Genomic DNA, 24,907 nt, shown 5'->3' with positions numbered 1-24,907 from the left:
AGTGGACACGACGCGGAAGCCCTTCGGGAGGCCGGGGTGGCTCACGTGGCCGAAGCGGCGGCCCCGGGCCGAGCTCGTCGCGCTCGGCGTCGTCGCCGGGGTCGTGGCCACGCTGCTCGTGAACGCGTTCGTGGTGCCGTGGTTCGGCGACGACGGGGCGGCCGAGGACGGGGAGCTCGTCATCCTCAGCGGGCGCGACGACGGGTACGGCAACCAGCGCCAGGCCCTCGTCGACCAGTGGAACGCGCTGCACCCGCGCAACCCGGCCCGCATCGAGGAGCTCGCCGCGGTCGCCGACGCCCAGCGCAGCGAGATGGTCGCCCGGGCGCAGGGCGGCGGCCGGGGCGACGCCGACATCTACAACCTCGACGTGACCTGGACGGCGGAGTTCGCCTCGCAGGGGTACATCCGCGAGCTCGGCGCGGACACGACCGGCTTCCTGCCGGCCCCGCTGGCGACCTGCCGCTACGACGGCAAGCTGTGGGCGCTGCCGTTCAACACCGACGCCGGGCTGCTGTACTACCGCGACGACTACGTGGGCACCCCGCCGACGAGCTGGCCCCAGCTGGTCGCCACGGCCCAGTCGGTGCTCACCGGCTTCGGCGCGCTGTCCGGCGACGGCTCGCGCCCGGGCGCCGGCTACGCCGGCCAGCTCGCCGACTACGAGGGGCTGACGGTCAACGCGCTGGAGGCGATCTGGGGCGCGGGCGGCGACGTGGTGGACGGCGACGGCACCGTCGTCATCGACTCCAAGGAGGCGCAGGACGGGCTGACCCGGCTCGCGTCCGGGCTGAGCCGGTCCTTGCCGCAGGTGATCCTGCCCGAGTCGGCGACCTTCGACGAGCAGGCCGCGACCCAGGCCTTCGCCGAGGGCAAGGTGCTGTTCATGCGCAACTGGCCGGTCGCGCACCGGACCTTGGACCCGCCCGCGAACCTGGCCGCCGCGCCCGGCCCGTCCTCGTCGCCGGGGGCGGCCCCGACGGCCCCGCCGGCGCCCGACACCCGCCCGGCGCTGGCGTTCGGGGTGACCCGGCTGCCCGGGCCGAGCGCGCTGGGCGGGCAGAACCTCGCGGTCTCGGCCCACAGCCGCCGCCCGAACGCGGCCCGGCAGCTCATCGAGTTCCTCACCAGCGAGCGCAGCCAGCAGATCCTGTTCGAGCGGGGCGGGTTCGCGGCCACCCGCGAGATCGTGTACCGCGACGCGCAGGTGGTGCGGCGCTACCGGTACGCCCCGACGCTGCTCGAGGCGATCCGCTCGGCCCGCACCCGCCCGGTGACCCCGCACTACGCGCAGTTCTCGGAGACGTTCCGGGCGATCGTCCGCGAGGCGCTCGCCGACGGCGGCCGGCTCCCCGCCGACGCGAAGCCGAGGCTGGAGGCGGCGCTGAAGGGCTACAAGCGCTGAGCGCCGGCGTCGCTGCCGGCGACGAGCCCGGCGATCGCCCACAGGCTCTCGGTGCCGGGCACGAAGTAGCCGTCGTGCCCGTCCACGCCGCCGACCGGGATCGCGGTGGCGCCGAAGCCGGCCTCGTAGGGGTGCGCGCCGTGCCCGGCCCCGGCGATCCGCACGCCCGGGACGCGGCGGGTCCAGTCGTTCGCGGCGGTCCCGGCCCACACGTGCGCGGCGGTGTGCAGGTCCGCGGCCCGGGTGACGCCGAGGCCGGGGCTGCCCAGCGCGACGATGTCGGTGACCCGGTGGTCGAGCCCGTGCGCGGCCAGCCCGGCGACGGTCGAGCCGTAGCTGTGCCCGACGACGACGATGCGCTCCCCCGGCAGCCGGGTCACGAACTCGCGCAGCGCCGCGGCGCCGGCCGAGGCCAGGTCCTCGCGGGCCGCGTCGAGGCCGACGCCGTGCGGCGGGTGGTAGCCGAGCCAGGCCACGACGGCGGCCCGGTCCTCGCCGCGGGCCGTGATCGCGCCGAGGAGCTGCCGGGCCTGCCAGGCGGGGGCCCGGCGCTGGACGCCGCCGAGCCCGCGGTCGAAGTTCGCCGCGTTCGTGTCCACGCCGGGGACGAGGACGACGACGGTGCGGGCCGTGCGCAGCTCGCCCACGATCTGCAGGGCGCGCCCGTCGGCGAGCCGGACGCTCGACATCGGCAGCGGCGCCGGGGTGGCGGGGGCGTGGGTGGGGCCGAAGACGGTGAGGGCGGCGGCGACGACGGGGAGCAGCAGCAGCGTTCTCATGCCGGCGAAGCTAGGAATCAGGTGTACCCCGGATCGTCATACCGCGGAGCGGTCGTGCGACTCCCTCCGGAGTACTGCCGAAACCTCCGGGGTACTGAAGAACGCCATCGGGTCGTGGGTGCCCTTGTGCACGGGCGCCGCGAGCCGCAGGCGCCGCTTCACGCCGGCGAGGTGGTCGTGCAGGTCGGGGTCGCCGTGCCGGGACGCGGTGAGGTGCCCGATCCCCCGCTCCCGCAGCCAGCGCAGCAGCACGGCACCCTCGCTGTTCGGCCACGGCCGGCGGCCGTGGTAGACGTCGTGCACGGCCACGGCGACGCCGGGCTTGAGACGCTCGAAGATCCCGGCGGTGTACCAGCGGGCGAACCGTGCGGTGTGCCGGGCGTCGACGAACACGAAGCCGGGATCGCCGGGCAGCTCGGCGGCGCGGACGTCGCCGTGCACGAACCGCCAGCGGGTGCGGGTCAGCTCCTCGGGCAGGCTGCGGCGGGCGTGGTCGGCCAGGTCGTAGGTGTGCAGCACGCCGCCGCCGTTGTCGCGCAGGGCGCGCAGCAGCCAGGAGGTCGACCAGCCGTGGTGCGAGCCGATCTCGACCACGGTGTGCGGGCGCAGCGCCCGGACGGTGAGGTAGCTGATCTCGGCCTCGATGTCGTCCAGCTTCGGGCGCATGCAGCCCTGGGCGAGCATTTCGCGCTGCTCCTCGCGGGCGGCGCGCAGGGCGTCGGCGTGCTCGCGGTACCAGGCGATGATGGTCTCGACGCAGTACATGCCGCGCAAGGTAGGGGCGCGAGGCCGGCCCGGTCGTCACTCCGCGGAGCCATGCGCGGGGGCTACCGGGGTACTACTCCCCCGCCGTGACCACGCCGGACTCGTAGGCGAAGACGACCGCCTGGGCCCGGTCGCGCAGGTCGAGCTTCTGCAGCACGCGGCTCACGTGGGTCTTCACGGTCTGCTCGGCGACGACGAGGGTCTCGGCGATCTCGGCGTTGGACCGGCCGCGGGCGATCAGCCGCAGCACCTCGACCTCGCGCGGGGTGAGCTCGCGCAGCCTGGCCGGGGTGTGGTTGACGGCCCTGGGCCGGGCCGCGAACTCCTCGATGAGCTTGCGGGTCACCGAGGGCGCGAGCAGGCCGTCGCCGGCCGCGACGACCCGCACCGCGTTGACGAGCTCGGCGGCGGGGGCGTCCTTGAGCAGGAAGCCGGACGCGCCGGCGCGCAGCGCCTCGAACACGTAGTCGTCGAGGTCGAACGTGGTGAGCATGAGCACCCGGGGCCGGTGCAGGCCGGGGCCGGCGCCGAGGATGCGGCGGGTGGCCTGCAGGCCGTCGAGGACCGGCATGCGGATGTCCATGAGCACCACGTCGGGCGCCCGCTCGCGGGCCAGGGTCACGCCCTGCTCGCCGTCGGGGGCGTCGCCGACGACGGTGAAGTCGGGCTGGGCGGCCAGCAGCGCGGCGAAGCCCTGGCGGACCATCGCCTGGTCGTCGACGATGAGGATCTTGATCATGCGTCTCCCAGGGGCAGCGTGGCGACGACCTCGTAGCCGCCGTCGGCGGCCGGGCCGGCGCGCAGGGTCCCGCCGATGGCGGCGGCGCGTTCCTGCATGCCGATCAGCCCGTGGCCGCCCTTGCCCTCCGGGGCCGGCGGGGCGCCGGTGGGCTCGTTGCGGACGAAGACCCGCAGCTCGGCCTTGTCGCGGAAGATGACGATGGCGACGGGGGCGCCGGGCGCGTGACGGCGCGCGTTGGACAGCGCCTCCTGCACGATGCGGTAGGCGGCCAGCCCGACGCCGGGCGGGACCTCGATGCCGGGGGCGGGCGAGTACTCGACCTGGACCCCGGCCGCGCGGGCCTCCCGGACCAGGCCGCCGAGCTCGTCCAGGGTCGGCTGGGGCTCGGTGAGCGGGACGGAGTCGTCGCGCAGCACGCCGAGCAGGCGGCGCATCTCGGTGAGGGCCTCGCGCGAGGTGCCGGCGATGGCCCGCAGCTCCTCGGCCACGGCCGGGGGCATGCCCTCGATGCGGTAGACCGCGGTCTCGGCCCGCACCGCGATGAGCGACATGTGGTGCGCGACGATGTCGTGCATCTCGCGGGCGATGCGGTTGCGCTCCTCGGCGACGGTCGAGCGCGTCTGGGCGAGCTCGGTGCGCTCGGCCTCGGCGGCCAGCTCGCGCTGGACCTCGCGGCGGCGGCGGATCTGGTCGCCGACGACGAGCAGGGCGAGCAGGAGCAGCGTCAGCCCGGCGACGTTGCCGGGCCCGACGTAGCCGAGCACGAGCAGCCAGGCGCTGACGCCGACCCAGATGACGATGTTGCGGGGGTGCCGGATCGCGACGACGGTGAGGATGAGCGGGAAGCTCAGGATCTGCACGGGCTGGAAGGGCCATGGGGTGCCCTGGTCGATGTGCAGGTTCATGCTCGTGTAGATCGCCGAGACGAACGCGATGCGCCAGGCCAGCAGCGGTCGGGTGGCGACCAGCGCGATCGGGGCGCCGATGAGCGCCGAGCACAGGATGATCTGGCCCCAGGGGGCGTTGCGCTCGCGGGGGACGTTGCCCAGGTAGTACTCGTAGGCCAGCAGGCCCGCGAGCAGCCCGGCGACGACGCCGATCAGCGGCAGGGCCCGGCCGAGCCGGGTCTTGGGGTGGACCGCGGGATCCCGGGCGGCGATGAGCCCCCACAGGCCACGCGCGATCCACCCCACGATCGTCATGCTATGCCAGCTGCGGCACCACCTCGTCGAGGGCCTGGTCGACCGTCTTCACCGTGATCGCCTTCTGCTGGATCAGCAGCAGCTCCTTGTCGAGGTTGGCGGGCGTGACGGCGTAGGTCGGGTCCTCGGCGGTCGCGCTCACCTCGTGGTACACCAGGACCAGCCAGGACTTGTCCCGGATGGCCTGGTCGACCCACTGGCCGACCTGGGCCGGGGTCGTGGTGTCGAGGATGTTCTGCACCTTGATGTTGTAGACGTCGGTGCTGTCCTTGGTGTTGTACCCCTCGTCGGTGGAGCGGTGCGAGCGGTAGTACCGCTTGGCCGTGCTGAGCACCGTGGCGTTGTACTCGCCGTACGGGGTCGCGAAGTTCTTGGCCACGCCGGTGCCGTACCACGAGCGCAGGTCCGCCTGGCTGTTCTTGAGCTCGGCGTCCACCTGCGCGGCCGTGAGCGTCGGCAGGTGCGGGTGGGTCACGGTGTGCGAGGCGATCTCGATCCCGTGGTTGGCCAGGTCGCCCATCTGCGCCTTGGTCATGTAGTCCGGGTAGTCGATGGTGCTCGTGAGCAGGTAGTACGTGGCCGGCATGTGGTACTTGTCCAGCAGCGGCACGCCGGCGGTGTACTGCGACTTCCAGCCGTCGTCGAACGTGAGGCTGACGAGCGCCCGGTCGAGCTGCGCCGGGGTGTACTCCGCGAGGCTGAAGTCGTCCGCGGTGACCCAGCCGACCTTCGCGATCACCTGGAACACGGTGATCTTGGTGGCGCCGGCGGGGACGGTGTACTGCGCGCTGACCTTCGCCCACGCCGAGGAGGCCGGGGCGGCGGCGAGGTACGCGTACTGCTCCGAGCCGTCGGCCATGGTGACCTCGACGTCGATCTCGCTGTCCACATTGGACTGGTACCAGTTGGAGTACTGGTAGGTCTTGCCGGGCGTGACGCCGACCGCGGCCGGGCTCCACTTGGAGTCGCCGCTGGTGTACTTCGTGATCTGCGTCTTCACGCTGCGGCTGCCGGTGTGCCCGGTGGTGAGGTAGCTGAACGTCGTCGTGTTCGTGCCCCACGTGGAGCTGCTCCAGCCCGAGGGCGCGCCGCCGTTGGCGGTCTCGACGCCCGGGTTGGCGATGAGGTTGCCCGGGGAGGTCGGCGGCGGCGTGGTCGTCGTGTTGTTGACGGTGACGGTCACCTTGGACGTCGCCGCGGTGGCGCTGGAGGCCGTGCGGGCGGTGGCGGTGACCGTGTGCACGCCGTTGGCGGCCTTCTTCGTGTCCCAGCTCGCGGTGAACGGGGCCGTGGTGTCCTCGGCGCCGAGGTCGGTGCCGTCGACGGAGAACTTCACGCCGACCACGTCGGTGCTGGCGGTCGCCGCGACCTGCTGGGTGCCGGAGACGGTGGCACCGTCGGCGGGCGCGGTCAGCTTGACCGAGGCCGGGGGCGGCGTCGGGTCGGTGGCGCCGGACTCGGCGAGGAAGTACAGGTCGGTCTGGAGGCTGCCCTTCTTGTCCAGCACGTGGTACACCGACGCCTTCACCGCGTCGGCGGGCGTCGTGAACTCGACCGAGAGCTGCTTCCACGCGGCGGAGACGGGCGCGTCGGCGAGCCACACGAACGTCTGCTTGCCGGCGGCGTTGGTGTAGACGACCTCGAGGGTGGTCAGGACGCTGCCGATGTACCAGTCCGACACGACGTACTTGGTGCCCGGCTTGACGGTGACGGGCGCCGACATCCACTTCGCGTCGCCGGACGTGCGCGAGGTCATGGTGACGGCGAGGCTCTTCTGGCCGTCCTTGCCGCCGTCCTTCCAGGCCGAGGTGGCCTGGTTGGTGCCCCACTTGTCGAAGGTCCAGCTCGCCGGCCCGGAGCCGGAGGCGGTCTCGGCCGACGGGTTGCCGATGAGGTTGGCGCCGACCGCAAATGCCGTGACGCTCGGCAGCAGCGCGGAGACGACGGCCGCGAGAACCGTGCCGATGAGTAGTCTGTACAGCCGCACGTGTCGGTACCCCATTCGTCACTGAGAGCAACTTCGGACGGGGTATCAGACCAATCATCCCCACATCGCGTCAACGCAACGTGAGGACGCCGTCACGACAGTTCGCTGAGAGAAGGCCCTGACCTGGACCCCGTCGCAGATTAGCCCGCAGATTCGTGCACGTTCGGATTAACTCCGACGCGCCGGAGGTGAAACTGCCGGTCACTCGAACGGGGTGACCTGCCCGTTCCCCGAACCGGTCACACAGGGTGACCGGCCTCGGGAAGGGTGAGCTGGAGCCGCCGCCCCACCGGCGGCCGCGAGCGGGTCAGCGGGCCGCCCGCGGCCGTCGCGATCAGCGGCACGACCACGAGGGCGATGGCCGGGCCCGGCCGGGGGCCACGTGAACGGCATCGGCGGGCCGGACGGTCACCGGGTCGCGCTCGTGCGGCGATGAGGCCGGCGCGGCAGTCCACCGCGGACCGCCCCGGGGCGGTGCCGGCCGCGCCGGGCGTTAGCAGGGTCAGGGTCAGGGTCGCGCCGGAGTTGCGGGGTCTCGCGATCCGGCCGTCGTACCCGTGCCCGAGGTGGACCGGCCGCTGCGCGAACGCGGCGCGTGGACGGCCGCGTCCACACCCTCGACGACCGGCCGGGGTGCGCACCTCGCGCACGAGGCTCGACTCGCAGTGGTCGAGCCGGCGCAGCTCGGCCTCGGCCTGGAACACCATGGCGCCCAGCACCAGCCGCCACGGCAGATCGCCGGGGCATTCGAGACGCGTGTACCCCCGCGTCGCCGCATCGTCGCCGTCCGCTGCGCCTGCACGTCCACGCCGGGCGTGGTGATCGCGAGCTCGTCGCGCGGCCGGTCCTTGGCCTGCACCGGCGGGACGAACCAGGCCCGCACCTCGGCGCGGCCGTGCTCGGTGATCTCGTGCGGTCGCTGCCCGTCACGCTCGGGCAGCGGGCGCACGAGGTGGTCCCGCTCGAGGCGGGCGAGGAGCCCGTTCGCAGCCCGGGAAATGTGTTCACCATGTGCGTGGCCACTGGTCGGGAATGGTGACTCGGGGCGCTTTCTGGGACAATTTTGATGTGGGGCAGATGCAGCTTTTCAGCCCGCGCGAATTGGCCGCCATGCGGGATCGGACGAAAGCGCGGAATTGGTGGCCGGGAAAGGACGAGTTCCGCCGGGAACAACAGCGGCGGCGCGACTTTGGCCTGGCGAGACGGCACGCCGAAAAGCTACGGCGAATCCACAGTCCCGCGGATACCGCCACTTCGGGCTGCACCGAGAATGCCGGCCCCCAAACCGATACGACACCCACCAGACCGTCCGAACCATCGCACCGGCCCACCACGGGACATCACGCCCGGCCCGTCCCGAAATCTGCAGAGGGCGTCTCGGACCGATCCGGCGCTGCGACTGCGGGCGCCAATCACGAACCGGCACCGACAAGTGACCACCGCAACACAAAACCCGCGCAGGGCATCTCGAACCGATCCGACGCCGCGCCCGCAGGCGCCAATCACGAACCGGCACCGACAAGCGACCACCGCAACACAAAACCCGCGCAGGGCATCTCGAACCGATCCGACGCCGCGCCCGCAGGCGCCAATCACGAACCGGCACCGACAAGCGACCACCGCAACACAAAACCCGCGCAGGACGTCTCGAACCGATCCGACGCCGCGCCCGCAGGCGCCAATCACGAACCGGCACCGACAAACGACCACCGCAACACAAAACCCGCGCAGGACGTCTCGAACCGATCCGACGCCGCGCCCGCAGGCGCCAATCACGAACCGGCACCGACAAGCGACCACCGCAACACAAAACCCGCGCAGGACGTCTCGAACCGATCCGACGCCGCGCCCGCAGGCGCCAATCACGAACCGGCACCGACAAGCGACCACCGCAACACAAAACCCGCGCAGGACGTCTCGAACCGATCCGACGCCGCGCCCGCAGGCGCCAATCACGAACCGGCACCGACAAGCGACCACCGCAACACAAAACCCGCGCAGGGCATCTCGAACCGATCCGGCGCCGCGCCTGCGGATGCCGATCGCGAACCGGCACGGACGAGCGACCGCCGCGACGCGAAACCTACGACTCCCAGCGCGCGACCGCGCGGCGACCGACCACCAACGGCCGGATCCCGGTGCCCGCGTCACCGTTGTGGGCGTCGGCGAGCTGCCGCGGATCCCCCGGCTGATCGCGCGCCGCGACCGGCCCGGCTAAGCCGCGGTCGCCGCCCGCGAAAACCCGGTCCTCCGCCGATCCACGATCATCACCGGCCAACCAGCGACAGAAACCGGCCCGACGCCGCCGACCGGCCCCAACTGCCGCGAGCACACCGCGCACAACAGCGGCCGACCGATCGCCGAATCGGCCTTTTCGCCCCACCAGCGCCGGGCCCGCCCGAAGCTGCGGAAGCCGGCCGGGAACCCGGTCCTGCGCGATGCGGTCCAGGACCTGCTGGCCTCGCGGCACAGCCCGGCGCAGATCAGCGCCCGGCTACGCCGCGACTTCCCCGACCGACACGAGTTCCGCGTGTCCCACGAGACGATCTACCAGGCGTTCTATGTCCAGGACCGCGGCGCGCTGCGCCGGGAACTGGCCACCGCGCCGCGCACGGGCCAGGCCGTGCGCCGCCCCCGCACCACCAGCAGGCGCGTGTCGCGGTGCACCGCACCGATGCTCATGATCAGCGATCGGCCCGCCGAAGCCGACGACCGCGCGATCCCCGGCCACCGGGAAGGCGACCTCATCATCGGCAAAGACGGCCAGTCCGCGATCGGCACCCCCGCCGAACGCGCCACCCGCGGCCGCAGCGCCGAAACGGCCCCGCACCACGAATGCAGCGTCGCCGCGCACATACCCGTCTACTGCTGCGACCCCACAGCCACTGGCAACGCGGCTCCAACGACAACACCAACGGCCTGCAGCGCCAGTACTTCCCCAAAGGCACCGACCTCACCGCCGTCGCCGCCAAACCCCTCGACTGGGACACCCCAGCCGAACGCGGCAGCGCCCGACATATCGCGCCGGCCCTCACGCGACCGGGCCGCCGTCGATGCCGAGCTGCCGCCGCCGCGGATAGGGCCGGACCACAGCGCCTCCGGACTCGAGCTCCAGGATCATCCCGAGCACGCGCCCCTCCAGGTCCTCGTCGGCGGGCAGTGTCACGAGCCGCTCGTGCCGCCAAGGCTCCGGTAGGCCCCCCGCAAGCGCCGCCTGCACGAGCGCCGCGGTCGAGCGGGTCATGGTGCGGGTGGTGTTCACGCCCGGGGGCGTCGGCGAGTACACGGGCCAGTAGGCGTGCCGGTCCCCCGGGCGTGGCCGGCGCGGATGGCCGGAACAGTGGCGCAGGAACGCGTCGAGGTCGAGCGCGTTGTGCCGCATGGCCTCGGCGACGAGCACCGCCCAGGTGAAGCCGCCCACCAGGCCCCACGCGGCGCCGTCCAGCTCGCGTTCGCGGGACCAGCGGCGCACGCGGGTCAGCAGGGCCCGGAACGCGGCCGGGTCGAGGCCCTCCAGCAGCGCGTCGGCGTCGTGCACGGCGAGCGCCGCCCTCCGGCCGGGCTCGTCGAGGGAACCGTCGAGCGGGAGGCGGTGTACGTCGGCGGTCGTGACGTGCTGCACGTCGACGCTCACCCCGGCCACCGTCGCGCGGACCACGGGGACGATCGCGCCGGCCAGGCGGGCGCCGGGCAGCGACTCGGCCAGCTCGGCCAGGGCGGAGCCACCCGAAGGAGACGCCCACACCAGGTCCAGGTCGGTGGCGGCGGTGGCGATGCCGAGGCGGACGGAGCCGATCACGTGGACGCGTGAGCCGGGGCGCACCGCGGCGCACGCGTCCGTGACGATGGACAGGGCGGCGTCGTGGCCGGTGGACAGCGGCACGCTGTGCCGGACCGTGAACGGGGTGTCGGCGCCGCGGCTGATCAGGTCCACCGCGTTGATCGTGAACTCCAGGGGCTGCCAGTCGCGGCGCAGGGCGGCGTACACCGGCTCGATCGAGGCGCCCGTCAGCTTGGCGATGGTCAGGTGCGCAACGAAATCCCGGGACGCGCATCCGGGGAAGCGGGCGGCGAGGGCGCTCTGCAGGCGGCGCAGGGCGTCCAAGGGCGACGGGGCGACCCAGACGGTCGTCGAGCCGCGGTGGTCGAAGCGGCGGACCTCGGACAGGCGCACGCGGATCGGGCCGGTGCCCGCCACCACCTCGGCGACCACCGCCGCGGCGGCCTCGAAGTCGGCCTGGGGCACGAAGCCGTAGACGAGGTTGATGTGGGGCATCCAGCGGCCGTACGACGGGTCGTGCCGCGAACGCACCGCCTGGATCTGCGGCCACACGTGCTCGGGCGGGCGCACCACGAGGGCCGAGGTGTGCACGCCGGGCGAGTCGATGGTCCGCTGGGCCGGTTGCAGCAGTGCGGTGACGCCGAAGTGGTCGGAGACGTACCGGTCGCCGGCGAACGGGCGGTCGCCGAAGCGCTCGGCCACGACCGGTGTGAGCGGGCCCCGCACGAGGATGCGGTCCAGGCGCGCGGCGCGGCCGGTGCGGGAGGCCAGGGCCGCGAGGGGGTTCACGGCGGGGTCGAAGGTGAAGCCGGCGTCGTGCGGATGGACGGCGCGCCAGGCGTCGACGTAGCCGGGGACCGCCGGGGCGGCCTCGTCGCCGGCGTTGAGGTCGGTGAGCACCACCGCGGCGTCGAGGTCGCCGCGGCCGAGGCGCTCGGCGATGACCCGCAGCTGGTGCTCGCGCCGCTGCTCGGCACCCTCGGTGTGGTCGCTCGTGAGGTGCGCGGCCACGAAGCCGGTGCGGCGGCCGTTGAGCACGGTGTGGCCGAGGACCAGCCGCTTGTACGCCGAGAGCCGGTGCACCTCCAGGGTCAGCGGCCAGCGGGCGATGAGCGTGGTGCCGTAGCCGATCTCGGCGTCGGGGCCGGCCGAGACGCAGTAGCGCTCGCGCGCCCACGGCGCCGCGAGCAGCGCCGCCCACAGGTCGTGGGTGACCTCGTGCAGCGCGACGACGTCGGCGCCGAGACCCTCGAGCAGGTCCACGCAGGCGGGGACGCGCCGCTCGGGATAGGTCATCTCGCGGTCGTACGCGTCCGAGAGCACATTGAACGTGGCCACCTGCACCGCGTCGGCGTGCACGGGCGCGGCCGGGCCGGCCGGAGCCCACTGCCCGGCGGCGGGATCGAAGCGCAGGCAGGCCGCGGCGTCGAACGCCGAGATCGCGCGTTTCGGGGCCCGCACGGCGACGGGCGCCTGGGTCGCGGTGAGCGCGGCGAGGTCGGTGGCCGGGGCGGTGCCGGAGCCGAACACGAGGTCGACGCGGGACCGGCGGTCCCACACGGTGACGGCGCCGGCCTTGACCCACTGCACCCGGTGCCACGGCACGTCCCCGCCGCCGACGAACGCGAGCAGCGGCGTCTCGCGGATCCCGGCCCCGCGCTCCTCGTAGCCGACGGAGAAGCGGGCCGCGTCGAGGGCGGCGTCGTACCGAATCCGGGAGACGACGTCCTGCACCGGCCTCATGCCGCGAGCCTAGGTCGCGGCATGAGGCCGGGGCGAGCGATTTCCCGCGGGTGCGCCGCCGCTACTTGTAGGTGATGTCCGAGGACTTGAAGTTGCAGTGGCCGTCGCCCATCCCGTCACCGAGATACTTCGGCTCGCTGCCCTTGGCCACGCCCGTGTACTCGGCGCAGATGTGGATGCCGGACGAGCTCTGCACCACGACCCGGGTCAGCGTGGCGGTGTCGCCCCAGTTGGTGTTGATGCCCACCACGTACTTCGCCTTGTTCAGCAGCACGTTGTCCACGGTCACGTGGCGCTCGTAGTGGTTCGTGCAGTTGCCGCAGCCGCGGTAGAGCTTGCCGATGTCGCTGGCGTAGAAGCCGCTGATGTGCACGGTGCCGTTGCCGTTGTGCTGGAACACCTTGTCGCTGGCGGACCTGGCGCCGCCGCCGATGACGTAGGAGTCGCCGCCGGTGGTGCCCAGGAAGGTCGCGGCGTCCTCGCCGACGTCCTCCCACCAGACGTTCTGGATGGTGCAGCGGCCGAGGCAGTGCACGCCGTCGCCGGCCGGGGAGCCGATGATGACGTTCTTGAGGGTGGCGCCGTCGGCGAGCTCGAACATCGGGTCCTGGGACTCGCTCTGGCTGCCGTCGCCGATGCAGCAGTAGCGCTGCATGCCGCCGTCGAGCGAGCCGCTCACCTTGATCGTGCCGCTGACCGAGACCGAGCCGGTGCTGCTCGGCCACGAGCCGGTCGGGGTGCTGCCGCCGCCACCACCGGACGTCGGAGTCGGCGTCACAGGAGGAGAGGTGGTGGTCGGGGCCGGGCCGGCTGCGTCACTGACCGTCACGTCGTCGAACGAGGCCGCCGCATACGCGGTCTGCACGCCGATGCGGCCGCTGGAGGCGACCGAGCTCGAGCCGGAACCGACCGGGGTCCCGTCGACCGAGCCGGAGACGGTGCTGCCGGAGACGGTGAGCGACAGGGTGTACCAGGTGCCGGTGCTCACCGTGCGCGAGAGCTGCCCGAGCACGGTGACCGAGCCACTGCTGACCGCCTGCAGCTGCACGCTGCCCGGCACGAGCGCGAGCCGGTAGAAGGTCGTGGAGCTCGTGGCCCGCGCCAGCAGCCCGGCGAAGCCGTTGCTCGCGAGCGAGGCCGGCTTGACCCGGGCGCTGACGGTGTAGTTCGTCCAGCCGGTGTCACCGGCGAACTCCCGGGCGTTCTCGCTGCCCGAGTTGCTCTGGTGCAGCGCCTTGGAGCCGTCGGAGACGACGGCCCAGGTGCCGCCGGACTTCGACCAGCCACCGAGGTCGCCGTCCTCGAAGTTGTCGCTGAACAGCGTGGCCGCGAACGCGATCTGCGAGAAGATCGCGGCCGAGGCGGTGAACGCGGCGACGCCGGCGGCCACGATGGGCCAGCGGCGCCGCCTGGGGCGGGTGTCCATGCTTCCTCCGTCGAGGCAGACGTGACGCATGGGGGTGTGCGGCGGGACTGGGCGGGTCGGCCGCATGCGTTGGGCTGAGGAAAACGCTTTCCTCGCCCGTAACCTAGACCGCCGTCGATTCCGCGTCAACCGGTGAGAGGTGCATCCAGGTGAAGACGAGGGGCACGTCGCCGTCGCTGACCAGGTGGTGGTTCTCCCCCGGCTCGATGATGAGGATGTCGCCGGCCGTGAACCGGGTGCCGGCGGAGCCGTTGAGCTCCAGCACGCCCGCGCCCTGCACGATGGTGAAGATCTCCGGGACGTCGTGGACGTGCACGTCGGACTCGGGGTGAGTGCGGTGCCCGGGGTCGTCGTAGCGGCTGATCCCGCCGCGCTGGACCGGGCCCCAGCCCCGCCCGATGGCGGCGAGGGTGGCCGGCGTACCGCCGTCGGGCAGGTCGGCGAGTGAAAGTTTCCTCACGGCAGGACTCCGATCTCACGGAAGTGGGCGCGTTCGGCGGCGGCGCGGCGGATGATCGCCGCCGCGCCCGGGATCTCCACGCCGTCCTCGCGCCGAGCGAGGCGGGCGGGGTCGAGCAGGACGGGCTCGCCGGCGGCCAGGATCGCCTCCGCGAGGGCCGTGAACGGTTCGGTCCGCTCCAGCGGCACCAGCAGCGGCGCGTCGTGGTCGCGGTGGTCGAGCAGGTTCTCCAGCAGCCCGATCCGGCCGGGCACGACCTCCCCGTCGAGGCGGTCCTGGGCGTAGCCGACCTCGGCGGTGCCGTCACGCCCGACGACGGTGATGTCGCCGGGCACGAACTCGGCGGAGCAGAGGGTGACGGCCACGAACACCGCGCGGCCGTCGGGTGCGGTGAGGCGCAGCGTGGCCGTGTCCTCCACCTCGACGGCCGGCCTGGTGCGGTACCGATCCAGGCTGAGCGTCCACGGTGGACGGATCGCGGTGATGGCCAGCGCCTGCATGAGGGCGTGCGCGAACGGGTTCACGAGGGCCCCGTCCCGCCCGCGCCGCCCCGCCCACGAGCTGCGCGCCCAGTAGCTGTCGGGCCGCCACCAGGCCCCGGCGACCGAGGCCGACGTCGCCTCGCCGACCCGGTCGGCCAGCAGGGGCAGCGTCGGCGAGCCCAGCGCCTGGAAGCCGATCTGCAGCACCCGGCCGCGCGAGGCCTCGGCGAGCCGCCGGTGGTCGGCCAGGCACAGCACCGGCGGCTTCTCCAGCAGCAGGTCGGCCCCGGCGCCGAGGACGTCGAGGGCGATCGGCAGGTGCGTGTGCGGCGGGGTGCACACGACCACGACCTCCGGCTTGCGCTCGTCCAGCATCCGCCGGTGGTCGGTGTAGTCGTAGCCCGGCCGCACGTCGCAGGTGGCGACGAGCCGGACCCGCTCCCCCAGGGCGTCGATGGCCCGCAGGTGCCAGGCCCCGTGCCCGGCGGCGCCGATCAGCGCGACGGTCGTGCTCACCGCAGCCCCTGCAGGGTGCCGAGCACGCCGTGGCGCTCCAGGGCGCCGGTCCACTCGGCCAGCTGCGTGCGCAGCTCGGTGTCGTCGGCGAAGCCGGGCGGGAAGACGGCGTCGAGCGCCAGCAGGTCCGGGGCGGACCGCAGCCGGTCCGCGAGGGGGTCGTCCAGCGGCAGCGGGGTGCCGTCGTCGGCCGAGCCGCGCACGAAGCGCATCCAGGCGGCGAGGACGAGGGTGGCGTAGAGCGGCATGCTCCCCGCCGCCCGCCGGTCCGCGATGGTGCCGAGGAGCCGCTGCGGGAGCTTCTGCGAGCCGTCCATCGCGACCTGCAGGGTGCGATGGCGCAGGGCGGAGTTGGCGAAGCGCGCGAGGGCGCTCTGCCCGAACCGCTCGACCGTCACCCCCTCCGGCGGGCACAGCGTCGGCGCGATGTCGGTCGCGATGAGCCGCTCCACGACGTCGCGCATCCCCGGCAGCGCGAGCGACCGGTCGATCGTGGGCGCGCCGGCCAGCGCCCCGAGGTACGCCAGCGCCGAGTGCACCCCGAGGACGGCCCGCAGCTTCAGCCCCTCCCACGGGCCCACGTCGTCGGTGACGACGGCGCCGGCCAGGTCCCACGCCGGCCGCCCGCCCGGGAAGTCGTCCTCGAGGACCCACGCGCTGAACGGCTCCGCGCCCACCGTGGCCCGGTCCTCCAGGCCCAGGACGTCCCGCGCGGTGGCGTAGGTGGCATCGGTGCTGGCCGGCACGATGCGGTCCACCATGGTGCTCGGGAACCCGGTCGAGTCCACGATGGACGGCCCCAGCTCGGCCACGACGAGCTCGCGCAGCCGCCGGCCGTTGCTGGGCAGGTTGTCGCAGCTCACCAGCGCGATCGGCGCCCCCGCGCGGGCTCGCAGCCCCCGCACCAGCAGGTCGAGGACGGCCGAGCCGGGCCGGTACGCCTTCTCGGTCACCGTCAGCGTGACGATCCGCACGGCCGGGTCGGCCAGCAGGCGCTCGACCGCCTCCGGCTCGCTCGCCGCGTGCAGGGCCCGGCTGTGGACCCCGAGCACGCGCGGCGTGACCCGCTCGCCGTCCAGGGTCAGCACGCTGTACAGCAGGTCCTGCTCCAGCAGCGGGTCGAGCACGGCCCGGGAGCGGGGCGCGACCGCGGCGATGCCCCAGTCCCCGCCGGCCTCGGCGATCGCGTCGGCGGTGAAGACCGCCTGGTGGGCCCGGTGGAACGCGCCCAGCCCGAGGTGCACGATGCCGGTGGCCGGGGCCGGGGCCACGTCACCCGCGGTGGACCGGCTCAGGCGCTCCATACCGGCCCCTGCGGGAACGCGAACCGCTCGACGGACTCGGGCCGCATCCGCACGCTGTAGCCGGGCCGCTCGGGCAGCCGGTAGCGGCCGCCGGCCACCCGGACCGGGTCGGTGAAGTGCTCGTGCAGGTGCTCGACGTACTCCACCATCCGCCCCCGCATCGACCGGCTCACGCGCAGGTAGTCGAAGAACGACAGGTGTTGCACGTACTCGCACAGCCCCACCCCGCCCGCGTGCGGGCACACGGCGACCCCGAACTTGGCCGCCATCAGCAGCTCGGCGAGCACCTCGCCGACGCCGGCGACCCGGCACGCGTCGACCTGCATGATGCCGATCGCGCCGGCCTGCAGCAGTTGCTTGAAGATGACCCGGTTCGCGGCGACCTCGCCGGTGGCGACCTTGCACCGTTCGCCGAGGGCGCGCTGGATCGCCGCGTGGCCGAGCACGTCGTCGGCGTGCGTGGGCTCCTCGATCCAGTACGGGTCGAAGGCGACCAGCCGCTGCATGTTCGCGATGGCCTCCTCGACGTCCCAGACCTGGTTGGCGTCCATCATGAGCAGCGCGCCCGGCCCGATCTCGGCGCGGATGATGCCGGCCCGGCGCACGTCGTCGTCGATGGGCCCGCCGACCTTCATCTTCACCGCGGTCCAGCCGTCCTTGACCGCGGCCCGGGTGAGCGCGCGGACCTTCTCGTCGTCGTAGCCCAGCCAGCCGACGGAGGTGGTGTAGGACGGGTAGCCGTGCTCGCGCGCATGGGCGAGCCGGTCCGCGTAGCCCTCGAGCCCGGCGTCGAGGATGGCGGCGGCCTCGGCCGGGGTGAGCGCGTCGGCGATGTGCCGGAAGTCCACGGCCGCGACCAGCTCGGCGGTGGGCAGCTCGGCCAGCAGCCGCCACATCGGCTTGTCCGCGAGGCGGGCGCGCAGGTCCCACACGGCGTTGAGGATCGCGCCGGCGGCCATGGCCACGACCCCCTTCTCGGGGCCGAGCCAGCGCACCTGCACGTCGGCGGTGAGGGTGCGGGCGCCCGCGGCCGTGCACAGCTCCTCGACGGTGTGCCCGACGACGTGGTGGCGCAGGGCCTCGGCCGCGGCGCAGGTGATCTCGTTGCCGCGGCCGTTGGTGAAGGTCAGCCCGAAGCCCTGGGCGCCCTCGGCGGTCTCGACGACGACGTAGGTGGCCGAGTAGTCGCCGCGGTTGATGGCGTCGGAGCCGTCCCCGGCGGCCGCGGTCGGGAACCGCACGTCGTGCACGGTCAGGCCGATGATCCCGGTCACGCCGGCTCTCCACTTCGGACGGTGCGCCGGTAGACGCGCTTGGGCAGGTGGTAGGCGAGGTCGGCGATGGTCTCGGCGGCCTCGTCGAGCGGGAGTCGGTGCTCGGCGACGAGCCGGGCGAGGAAGCCGGCGTCGACGCGCCGGGCGACGTCGTGGCGCACCGGGATGGAGCAGAACGCGCGCGTGTCGTCGACGAAGCCGGCGGTGTTGTAGAAGCCCGCGGTCTCGGTGACGGCCTCGCGGTAGCGGCGCAGGCCCTCGGGGCTGTCCAGGAACCACCACGGGGCGCCGAGGAACACGGCGGGGTAGCCGCCGGCGAGCGGGGCGAGCTCGCGGGTGAAGACGGTCTCGTCCAGCGTGTAGAGCACGATGCGGAAGCGCGGGTCGTTGCCCAGCTCGTCCAGCAGCGGGCGAAGCGAGCGCACGTACTCGGTCGGGCTCGGGATGTCGCCGCCGACGTCGCGGCCGTGCCGGGCGTGCAGGGCGGCGTTGTGGTCGCGCACGGCGCCCGGGTGCAGCTGCATCACCAGGCCGTCCTCGACCGACATGCGGGCGAACTCGACCAGCATGTGGGCCCGGAACCGCTCGGCGTCCCCGGCCTCGGCCCGGTCGCGCAGCGCCCGGTCGAACAGCGCGGCGGCCTCGTCGCGGGGCAGGGCGAGCGTGGCGGCGCTCGGGTGCCCGTGGTCGCTGGAGGTCGCGCCGGCGGCGATGAACGCCTGCCGGCGCTCGCGCAGGCGGTCGAGGAACTCCGCGAAGGTGCCCGCGCCGAGCCGCTCGACCCGCTCGCTCCAGCCGGGCCAGTCGAGGTCGACCAGGTCGTCGGGGCGGAACGTGGTGATGACCCGCCCGTCCGGGCCGCCCCAGCCGTCGGCCGCGAGCTTGGCGTGGGCGCCGAGGTCCGACAGTGGGGACTCGGTGGTGGCCAGCTGCTCGAGGTTGAAGCGCTCGAACAGCGCCCGGGGGCGGAACTGCGGGTCGGTCAGGCGTTGCGCGACGGCGTCGTACACGTCGTCGGCGGTCTGCGCGTTGAGCGGCGAGGTGACCGCGAAGACCTCGGCGAGCACGCGCTCGGTCCACAGCCGCGAGGGTGTGCCCCGGAACAGGTGCCAGTTGGCGGCCAGCCGCCGCCAGATCGTGCGCCCGTCGGTCTCCACCGGGGTGCCGTCCAGCGCCGGGACCCCGAGATCAGCGGGGGGAATGCCCTGGCTGGCCAGCATCCGCGTGACGTAGTGGTCCGGCACCACGATGAGCCGGGCCGGGTCCGGGAACGGCTTGTCGTCGGCGAGGATCGCCGGGTCGACGTGGCCGTGCGGGCTGATGAGGGGCAGGTCCTTGGCGTGCCGGTAGAGCTCGCGCGCGATCGCGCGGACTGCGGGCTCGGCGGGGAGCAGTTGATCCTCATGCATGGTCGATACCAGCCTTGAGCTCGGCGGTGCGGACGGGCCGACCGGTGGTGACGGACTCGTTGGCGGCCAGCCCGACGAGGAGGGCGCGGGCCCCGTCGGCCGCGTCGGCGCAGCGGCCCAGCGGATCGGGGGGCGCGCCCGGATCGAGCAGCTGCGCGAGCATGCGCACGTCGGCGCCGCCGTGGCCCTCCCGGCGATGGCCCTCGACGGTGACGTCCACGGGCGGGCCGAAGAACGGCCGCAGGCGCAGACCGACCGTGCCGGGCTCGCGGTGTCCCTTGAGCAAGCCGGCCGCCTCCACCGAGACGTGGTCGGTCTCGGTCACGTCGAGCTCGAGCCGTCCGCGGCTGCCGTTGAAGGCGATCCGGTACCCCTCCCAGGGCGCGTAGGCCGTCAGGTGATACGTCAGGGTCGCCCCGCGAGCGTACCGCGCCACGACGGCCAGATCGTCCTCGATGGTCACGCCGGGCGCGAAGACGTCCTGGTCGCGGTGGTAGCCGTCGGCCCGCACGGCCGTCTCGCCGTAGAGCGCCGTGAGGTCGGGATCGCTCATGTCGATCGCGAACGTCCCGGCGCCGTGGCCGGCTCCGTCGCTGCCGTAGAAGAACAGGCGACCCTCGGCGTAGACGCTGGCGGGATCGTCGGCCAGCCACCAGTTGACGAGGTCGAAGTGGTGCCCGGCCTTGTGCACGAGCAGCCCGCCGGAGTCGGCCTTGTCGCGGTGCCAGCGCCGGAAGTAGTCGGCGCCGTGGCGCACGTCGAGCAGCCACTCGAAGTGCACCGACCCGACCTCGCCGATCTCGCCCGCCGCGAGGATGCGCTTCACCGCCTCGTGCAGCGGGTTGTAGCGGTAGTTGAAGGTGACCCGGACCCGGCGGCCGGTGCGGCGCACGGCGTCCATGATCCGCGCGCAGCGCCGCGCGTCGATGGTCATCGGCTTCTCGGTGAGCACGTCGCATCCGGCCTCGAGCGCCGCGACGATGTACTCGTCGTGGTAGCGGTCCACGGTGCACACGATCACCACGTCGACGCGCTCGCGCTCGATCATCTCGGTGAACTCGCTCGCGCGGTAGGCCGGGACCGGCGCGGGAAGCCGGGCGTTGTGCACGGCGATGCGGACCGGGTTCGGGTCGGCCAGCGCGACGAGCTCGCAGGTGTCGCGGTGCTCGGCGGTGAGCGCCCGGACGAACATGGCGGCGCGCGACCCGGTGCCGACGATCGCGTAGCGGGATTTCAAGGAGCCTCCTGAGACGAAAGGCTGCAAAGGTTTGCAGCAAACTATGCGCAAGAGCCACTCGCCCGGTCAATACCGCCGATGTGATCGCATCGAGGGGCGTTGACACGGGAGCAAACGTTTGCATAATTGGCACCACTGCGGTGACCCAGGTCACCCCTTCCGCGGATGCCGGCCCCCCGGGCGCCCCGGAACGGGCCACCGCTGCCGCCGCCCCGAGAGGACTCCACGTGCCCGCCACGATCCGAGATGTCGCCCGCGCCTCCGGCGTCCATGTCTCCACCGTGTCGCGCACGTTCTCGGCGCCGCACCTCGTCAATCCCGACACACGCAGCCGGGTGCTGTCCACCGCGGAGAGCCTCGGCTACCGCCCCAACCGCGCGGCCCGCGCCCTGATCACCGGCCGGACGCACAACATCGGCCTGATCGTCGCGGACATCGCCAACCCGTTCTTCCCCCCGCTCATCAAGGCCGCCGAGTCCCAGTCGCGCCAGCGCGACTACCACCTCTTCGTCGCCGACACCAACGAGGACCCCGTGGCCGAGGAGCAACTCGTCCACGCCCTCGCCAAGCAGGTCGACGGCGTGCTGCTGTGCAGCCCGCGCATGAGCAACGACCTGATCGAGAAGCTCCGCAAGGAGGTGCCCCTCGTCGTGGTGAACCGGCCCGTCGAGGGGCTTCCCGCGGTCGTGATGGACGTCGCCGACGGCGCCCGGGCCGCGATCGAACACCTGACGGGCCTCGGGCACCGCGCCATCGCCCTGCTGGGCGGGCCGCGGGGCTCGTGGACCAACCGGGAGATCCGCCGCAGCGCGACCGCGGCGGCCAAGGCGGCCGGGGCCACGCTCACGGTCCTGGGCCCCTGCCAGCCCACCGAGGCCGCCGGATCGGCCGCCTGCGAGGCGGTGCTGGCCACCGGGGCGACCGCCGTGCTGGTCTACAACGACCTCATGGCGATCGGCCTGCTGGAGGCCCTGCACGACCGCGGGGTGCGCGTGCCGGAGGAGCTCAGCGTCGTCGGCTTCGACGACATCATGCTCAGCCGGCTGGTGCGCCCGAAGCTCACCACCGTGGCGACCCCGACCGCGGCCGCCGGCCGGGCGGCCGTGGACCTGCTGCTGCACCACGACGAAGAACACCGCTCCACCGCACTCGTCACGCTCCAGACCCAACTGGTCATCCGCGACTCGACCGGCCCCGCTCCGGTCTGAACCCCACTCGCGGCCGATGCCTAGGAGTGAAATTTTCATGTCCGGAACCGCTCGCCGCCGGCTGCTCGCCGCAGCCGCCGCGGCCGCTCTGCTCGTGCCCCTCGCCGCCTGCGGCGACGACGCCGGGTCATCCCCCTCGGCGGACTCCACCGCGCCGGTCGAGCTGAGCTTCTTCTGGTGGGGCGGCGACGCGCGCGCCAAGCTCACCGAGGACGCGCTGAAGCTGTACACCGCGAAGCACCCGAACGTCACGTTCAAGACGACGTGGCAGGCCAACCAGGGCTACTTCGACAAGCTGGCCACGCTCACGGCCGGCAACGCCGCACCCGACGTCTTCCAGATCGACGACAACTACCTGACCGAGTACGCGTCGAGGAACGTCACGCTGGACCTCAGCTCGTACCAGAAGTCCGGCAAGCTGGACACGTCGAAGTTCCCCGAGAGCCTCTGGAAATACGGCGAGGTCGACGGCAAGCTCGCCGGCGTCGCGTTCGGCGAGAACACCCAGGGCCTCGTGTTCAACAAAACCAAGCTGCAGGCCGCCAACCAGCCGCTGCCGGCCAACGGCATGTCGTGGGAGCAGTTCATCGCCTGGGCCCAGGCGGCCGGGGCGGCCACGAAGACGGCCGGCACGCAGGACCCGAGCGCGGACTACAAGGCGTTCTGGGTGTGGCTGCGCCAGCAGGGCAAGGACCTCTACAAGGGCAAGGAGCTCGGCTTCACCGCCCAGGACGTGTCCGCCTGGTTCGAGCTGTGGAAGGGCGCCCGGGACAAGGGCGCGACGCCGCCGCCGGACGTGATCCGGGAGGGCAACGCGACCGACATCACCAAGCAGCTCGTGGTCACCGGGAAAGCCCTTACCTCGTGGGTGTGGGTGAACCAGCTGCCGGAGCTGCAGAAGAACACCAAGGACGAGCTCGGCGTCGTGGCCTACCCGGGCGACCCGAAGGCCCAGTGGGCGCGCGCGTCGATGTACTTCTCGGTGTACCGCGGCAGCTCCAAGAAGGACGTGGCCGTCGACGTCATCAACTTCCTGGCCAACGACCCCGAGGCCGGCAAGGTCCTCGGCACCGACCGCGGCCTGCCGTCCAACCTGGACGTGCGCACCACCGTCGAGAGCGCCGTCACCGACAAGGCGATGAAGACCTCCATCGACGTGGAGAACCAGCTCGGCAAGTCCTTCGGCCCGTCGCCGCAGGTGCCGCTCAAGGGGCACAGCACGCTGCGCTCGGAGCTGACCAAGGCCGCGGAGTCGGTGCAGACCGGCAAGGCCTCCTCCGCCCAGGCCGCCGAGGCGTTCATCACGGCCGTGAAGACGGCCATCTCCAAGTAGGGAATCCCTTCCAGTGGCGCTCACGACCACGCAACGGCCAGCGCGACACTCCGTCCGGGTCCCCCAGGGATCCGGGCGGGGGGTCCGCCGCGAGGGCCGGGCCGGTTACGTCTTCCTCTCCCCCTGGCTCATCGGCTTCGGGGCGTTCACGCTCCTGCCGATGCTGGGCTCGCTGGTGCTGAGCTTCACCGACTACGACATCCTCTCGGACCTCTCGGAGCTGCACTTCGTCGGCCTCGACAACTACCGGCGGATGTTCACCGCGGACCCCGCGTTCTGGCACTCGGTCACGGTGACGGTGCTGTTCGGGGTCGTCTCGGTCCCGCTCAAGCTCGCGGCCGCCTTCGCCGTGGCCCTGCTGCTCAACCGCGGCATGCGCGGCGTCGGGTTCTTCCGGGGCCTGTTCTACCTGCCGTCGCTGCTCGGCGGCAGCGTGGCGCTGGGCTTCGTATGGTATTCGATGTTCAACCGCGACGGCTCGTTCAACCGCCTGCTGGGGCTCTTCGGCGTCCACGGCCCGGGCTGGGTGAACGACCCCGACTGGGCGCTGGGCACCCTGATCCTGCTGGCGGTCTGGCAGTTCGGCGCGCCGATGGTCATCTTCCTGGCCGGCCTCAAGCAGGTGCCGGCCGAGCTCTACGAGGCCGCGTCGGTCGACGGCGCCGGGGCCTGGCGGAAGTTCCTGTCGGTGACGATGCCCATGATGTCGCCGGTCATCTTCTTCAACCTGGTGCTGGAGACCATCCACGGCTTCCAGGGCTTCACCGGGGCGTTCGTCATCTCCGGCGGCACCGGCGGCCCCGTGGACTCCACCCTGATGTACACGCTGTACCTGTACATCAAGGCCTTCACCGACTACGAGATGGGCTACGCGTCCGCCCTCGCCTGGGTGTTCCTCGCCGCGATCGGCCTGCTGACGGTGGTGCTGTTCAGCACCGGCCGGTTCTGGGTGCACTACTCCGACGGAGGGGACGAATGATGGGCCGAATCATGGGCCGAATCATGGGCTCAGCCAAGCGGAGCCTGCGGCTCGTCGTCATCCTGGCCCTCCTGGCCATCATCCTGTACCCGCTCGCCTGGCTGCTCGGCAGCTCGTTCAAGAGCCAGGAGGAGGTGCTCAGCAACGCCTCCGTCTGGCCGGAGCACTGGACGCCGGGCAACTACCCGCAGGGCTGGACGCACTTCAAGAGCGCCGCGGTCACCTTCGGCCGGTTCTTCCTCAACAGCACGATGGTGGCCCTGCTCGTCGTGCTCGGCAACGCGGCCTCGTGCCTGCTGGCCGCGTACGCCTTCGCGCGCCTGCGCTTCCGCGGCCGCCGGATGTTCTTCGCCATCATGATCGGCACCCTGCTGCTGCCCGGCCACGTGCTCATCGTGCCGCAGTTCATCCTGTTCAAGCAGCTGGGCCTGGTCGGCGGCGAGTTCCCCTACCTGCCGCTGGTCGTCCCGCACTTCCTGGCCACGGAGGCGTTCTTCGTCTTCCTCATGGTCCAGTTCATGCGCAGCATCCCGCGCGAGCTCGACGAGGCGGCGAAGATCGACGGCTGTTCCCCGTTCGGGGTGTTTCGCAACGTGATCCTGCCGCTGTCGCGCCCGGCGCTGGTGACCACCGCGATCTTCTCGTTCATCTGGACGTGGAACGACTTCTTCCGTCAGCTGGTGTACGTCTCGGAGACCACGAAGAACACGGTGCCCGTCGCGCTGCGGGCCTTCATCGACTCCTCGGGCCAGGTCACGGTCGGCCCGATGTTCGCGATGTCGGCCCTCTCCCTGCTGCCGGTGTTCCTGTTCTTCCTGGCCTTCCAGCGCATGCTCGTCGAGGGCATCAACACCTCGGGCCTGAAGGGCTGAGGC

At 72.6% G+C, this 24,907-nt stretch carries 19 protein-coding genes and 1 pseudogene; 6 read left to right on the top strand and 14 right to left on the bottom strand.

Annotated features, from left to right (window positions below; genetic code table 11):
- Position 1: 1 nt before the first annotated feature.
- On the top strand, positions 2-1,405 hold the full coding sequence (locus ACQP2P_RS13405; protein ID WP_433616009.1) for an extracellular solute-binding protein: 1,404 nt from the start codon (positions 2-4) through the stop codon (positions 1,403-1,405).
- Here ACQP2P_RS13405 and ACQP2P_RS13400 read toward each other — a convergent pair.
- From ACQP2P_RS13400 to ACQP2P_RS13375, 6 genes are all read right to left on the bottom strand, one after another.
- Complete coding sequence (locus ACQP2P_RS13400) at positions 1,393-2,184, bottom strand: alpha/beta hydrolase (protein ID WP_433616007.1); 792 nt, start codon at positions 2,182-2,184, stop codon at positions 1,393-1,395. The two genes, ACQP2P_RS13405 and ACQP2P_RS13400, sit on opposite strands and share 13 nt — an antisense overlap.
- A 36-nt stretch (positions 2,185-2,220) precedes the next feature.
- A complete protein-coding gene (locus tag ACQP2P_RS13395; RefSeq protein ID WP_433616005.1) occupies positions 2,221-2,949 on the bottom strand; it encodes a class I SAM-dependent methyltransferase in 729 nt (242 codons plus the stop codon).
- Positions 2,950-3,022: 73 nt separating this feature from the next.
- Positions 3,023-3,688, bottom strand: coding sequence for a response regulator (locus tag ACQP2P_RS13390; RefSeq protein WP_433616003.1), 666 nt, complete (start codon positions 3,686-3,688; stop codon positions 3,023-3,025).
- The gene (locus tag ACQP2P_RS13385) at positions 3,685-4,893 is read right to left on the bottom strand and encodes a sensor histidine kinase (protein WP_433616001.1); all 1,209 of its coding nucleotides are present in this window, start codon (positions 4,891-4,893) and stop codon (positions 3,685-3,687) included. The genes ACQP2P_RS13390 and ACQP2P_RS13385 overlap by 4 nt, the downstream gene beginning before the upstream one ends.
- Position 4,894: 1 nt before the next feature.
- Positions 4,895-6,880: a polysaccharide deacetylase family protein gene (locus ACQP2P_RS13380; protein WP_433616000.1), complete on the bottom strand. Its 1,986-nt coding sequence runs from the start codon at positions 6,878-6,880 to the stop codon at positions 4,895-4,897.
- Between the two features lie 239 nt (positions 6,881-7,119).
- Positions 7,120-7,599: a hypothetical protein gene (locus ACQP2P_RS13375; RefSeq protein WP_433615998.1), complete on the bottom strand. Its 480-nt coding sequence runs from the start codon at positions 7,597-7,599 to the stop codon at positions 7,120-7,122.
- 1,667 nt (positions 7,600-9,266) lie between these two features.
- Between ACQP2P_RS13375 and ACQP2P_RS13370 the strand changes: the two are divergent.
- Positions 9,267-9,883 (top strand): annotated as a pseudogene (locus ACQP2P_RS13370) (IS30 family transposase); the annotation flags it as partial.
- Positions 9,884-9,911: 28 nt separating this feature from the next.
- Here ACQP2P_RS13370 and ACQP2P_RS13365 read toward each other — a convergent pair.
- From ACQP2P_RS13365 to ACQP2P_RS13330, 8 genes are all read right to left on the bottom strand, one after another.
- The gene (locus ACQP2P_RS13365; protein ID WP_433615996.1) at positions 9,912-12,404 is read right to left on the bottom strand and encodes an RNA repair domain-containing protein; all 2,493 of its coding nucleotides are present in this window, start codon (positions 12,402-12,404) and stop codon (positions 9,912-9,914) included.
- Positions 12,405-12,465: 61 nt separating this feature from the next.
- Positions 12,466-13,830 carry a pectate lyase gene (locus ACQP2P_RS13360; RefSeq protein WP_433615994.1) on the bottom strand — a complete coding sequence of 455 codons (1,365 nt, stop codon included), beginning with the start codon at positions 13,828-13,830 and terminating at the stop codon, positions 12,466-12,468.
- Positions 13,831-13,933: 103 nt separating this feature from the next.
- Positions 13,934-14,290, bottom strand: a complete 357-nt coding sequence (locus ACQP2P_RS13355; RefSeq protein ID WP_433615992.1) for a cupin domain-containing protein — start codon at positions 14,288-14,290, stop codon at positions 13,934-13,936.
- Positions 14,287-15,288, bottom strand: coding sequence for a Gfo/Idh/MocA family protein (locus tag ACQP2P_RS13350; protein WP_433615990.1), 1,002 nt, complete (start codon positions 15,286-15,288; stop codon positions 14,287-14,289). The genes ACQP2P_RS13355 and ACQP2P_RS13350 overlap by 4 nt, the downstream gene beginning before the upstream one ends.
- The gene (locus tag ACQP2P_RS13345) at positions 15,285-16,592 is read right to left on the bottom strand and encodes a mannitol dehydrogenase family protein (RefSeq protein WP_433615989.1); all 1,308 of its coding nucleotides are present in this window, start codon (positions 16,590-16,592) and stop codon (positions 15,285-15,287) included. Before ACQP2P_RS13345 ends, ACQP2P_RS13350 begins: the two co-directional genes overlap by 4 nt.
- The gene (locus ACQP2P_RS13340) at positions 16,580-17,866 is read right to left on the bottom strand and encodes an enolase C-terminal domain-like protein (RefSeq protein ID WP_433615987.1); all 1,287 of its coding nucleotides are present in this window, start codon (positions 17,864-17,866) and stop codon (positions 16,580-16,582) included. Before ACQP2P_RS13340 ends, ACQP2P_RS13345 begins: the two co-directional genes overlap by 13 nt.
- Complete coding sequence (gene uxaC, locus ACQP2P_RS13335; protein ID WP_433615985.1) at positions 17,863-19,275, bottom strand: glucuronate isomerase; 1,413 nt, start codon at positions 19,273-19,275, stop codon at positions 17,863-17,865. Before uxaC ends, ACQP2P_RS13340 begins: the two co-directional genes overlap by 4 nt.
- On the bottom strand, positions 19,268-20,467 hold the full coding sequence (locus tag ACQP2P_RS13330) for a Gfo/Idh/MocA family protein (protein WP_433619126.1): 1,200 nt from the start codon (positions 20,465-20,467) through the stop codon (positions 19,268-19,270). Before ACQP2P_RS13330 ends, uxaC begins: the two co-directional genes overlap by 8 nt.
- Before the next feature lie 272 nt (positions 20,468-20,739).
- Between ACQP2P_RS13330 and ACQP2P_RS13325 the strand changes: the two genes are divergently transcribed.
- The 4 genes from ACQP2P_RS13325 to ACQP2P_RS13310 are packed head-to-tail and all read left to right on the top strand — an operon-like array spanning position 20,740 to position 24,904.
- Positions 20,740-21,720: a LacI family DNA-binding transcriptional regulator gene (locus ACQP2P_RS13325; protein WP_433615983.1), complete on the top strand. Its 981-nt coding sequence runs from the start codon at positions 20,740-20,742 to the stop codon at positions 21,718-21,720.
- Between the two features lie 37 nt (positions 21,721-21,757).
- Positions 21,758-23,053 (top strand): ABC transporter substrate-binding protein, encoded by a 1,296-nt coding sequence (locus tag ACQP2P_RS13320; protein ID WP_433615981.1) that lies wholly within the window; start codon positions 21,758-21,760, stop codon positions 23,051-23,053.
- A gap of 13 nt (positions 23,054-23,066) precedes the next feature.
- The gene (locus tag ACQP2P_RS13315; protein WP_433615979.1) at positions 23,067-24,032 is read left to right on the top strand and encodes a carbohydrate ABC transporter permease; all 966 of its coding nucleotides are present in this window, start codon (positions 23,067-23,069) and stop codon (positions 24,030-24,032) included.
- A 23-nt stretch (positions 24,033-24,055) separates the two neighbouring features.
- Positions 24,056-24,904 carry a carbohydrate ABC transporter permease gene (locus tag ACQP2P_RS13310; RefSeq protein ID WP_433615978.1) on the top strand — a complete coding sequence of 283 codons (849 nt, stop codon included), beginning with the start codon at positions 24,056-24,058 and terminating at the stop codon, positions 24,902-24,904.
- Positions 24,905-24,907: the final 3 nt, after the last annotated feature.

The sequence above is a fragment of the Dactylosporangium sp. CA-139114 genome, from assembly GCF_050955725.1.
Taxonomy (GTDB): Bacteria; Actinomycetota; Actinomycetes; order Mycobacteriales; family Micromonosporaceae; genus Dactylosporangium.
This window is presented reverse-complemented; position numbering and strand designations above follow the sequence as displayed.

Bases quoted from the DNA above. Each gene is read 5' to 3' on its own strand.
- ACQP2P_RS13345 (WP_433615989.1), bottom strand. From the start codon at position 16,592: ATGGAGCGCCTGAGCCGGTCCACCGCGGGTGACGTGGCCCCGGCCCCG.
- ACQP2P_RS13395 (WP_433616005.1), bottom strand. From the start codon at position 2,949: ATGTACTGCGTCGAGACCATCATCGCCTGGTACCGCGAGCACGCCGAC.
- ACQP2P_RS13390 (WP_433616003.1), bottom strand. From the start codon at position 3,688: ATGATCAAGATCCTCATCGTCGACGACCAGGCGATGGTCCGCCAGGGC.
- ACQP2P_RS13330 (WP_433619126.1), bottom strand. From the start codon at position 20,467: ATGTTCGTCCGGGCGCTCACCGCCGAGCACCGCGACACCTGCGAGCTC.
- ACQP2P_RS13385 (WP_433616001.1), bottom strand. From the start codon at position 4,893: ATGACGATCGTGGGGTGGATCGCGCGTGGCCTGTGGGGGCTCATCGCC.
- ACQP2P_RS13360 (WP_433615994.1), bottom strand. From the start codon at position 13,830: ATGGACACCCGCCCCAGGCGGCGCCGCTGGCCCATCGTGGCCGCCGGC.
- ACQP2P_RS13310 (WP_433615978.1), top strand. From the start codon at position 24,056: ATGGGCTCAGCCAAGCGGAGCCTGCGGCTCGTCGTCATCCTGGCCCTC.
- uxaC (WP_433615985.1), bottom strand. From the start codon at position 19,275: ATGCATGAGGATCAACTGCTCCCCGCCGAGCCCGCAGTCCGCGCGATC.
- ACQP2P_RS13320 (WP_433615981.1), top strand. From the start codon at position 21,758: ATGTCCGGAACCGCTCGCCGCCGGCTGCTCGCCGCAGCCGCCGCGGCC.
- ACQP2P_RS13365 (WP_433615996.1), bottom strand. From the start codon at position 12,404: ATGAGGCCGGTGCAGGACGTCGTCTCCCGGATTCGGTACGACGCCGCC.
- ACQP2P_RS13400 (WP_433616007.1), bottom strand. From the start codon at position 2,184: ATGAGAACGCTGCTGCTGCTCCCCGTCGTCGCCGCCGCCCTCACCGTC.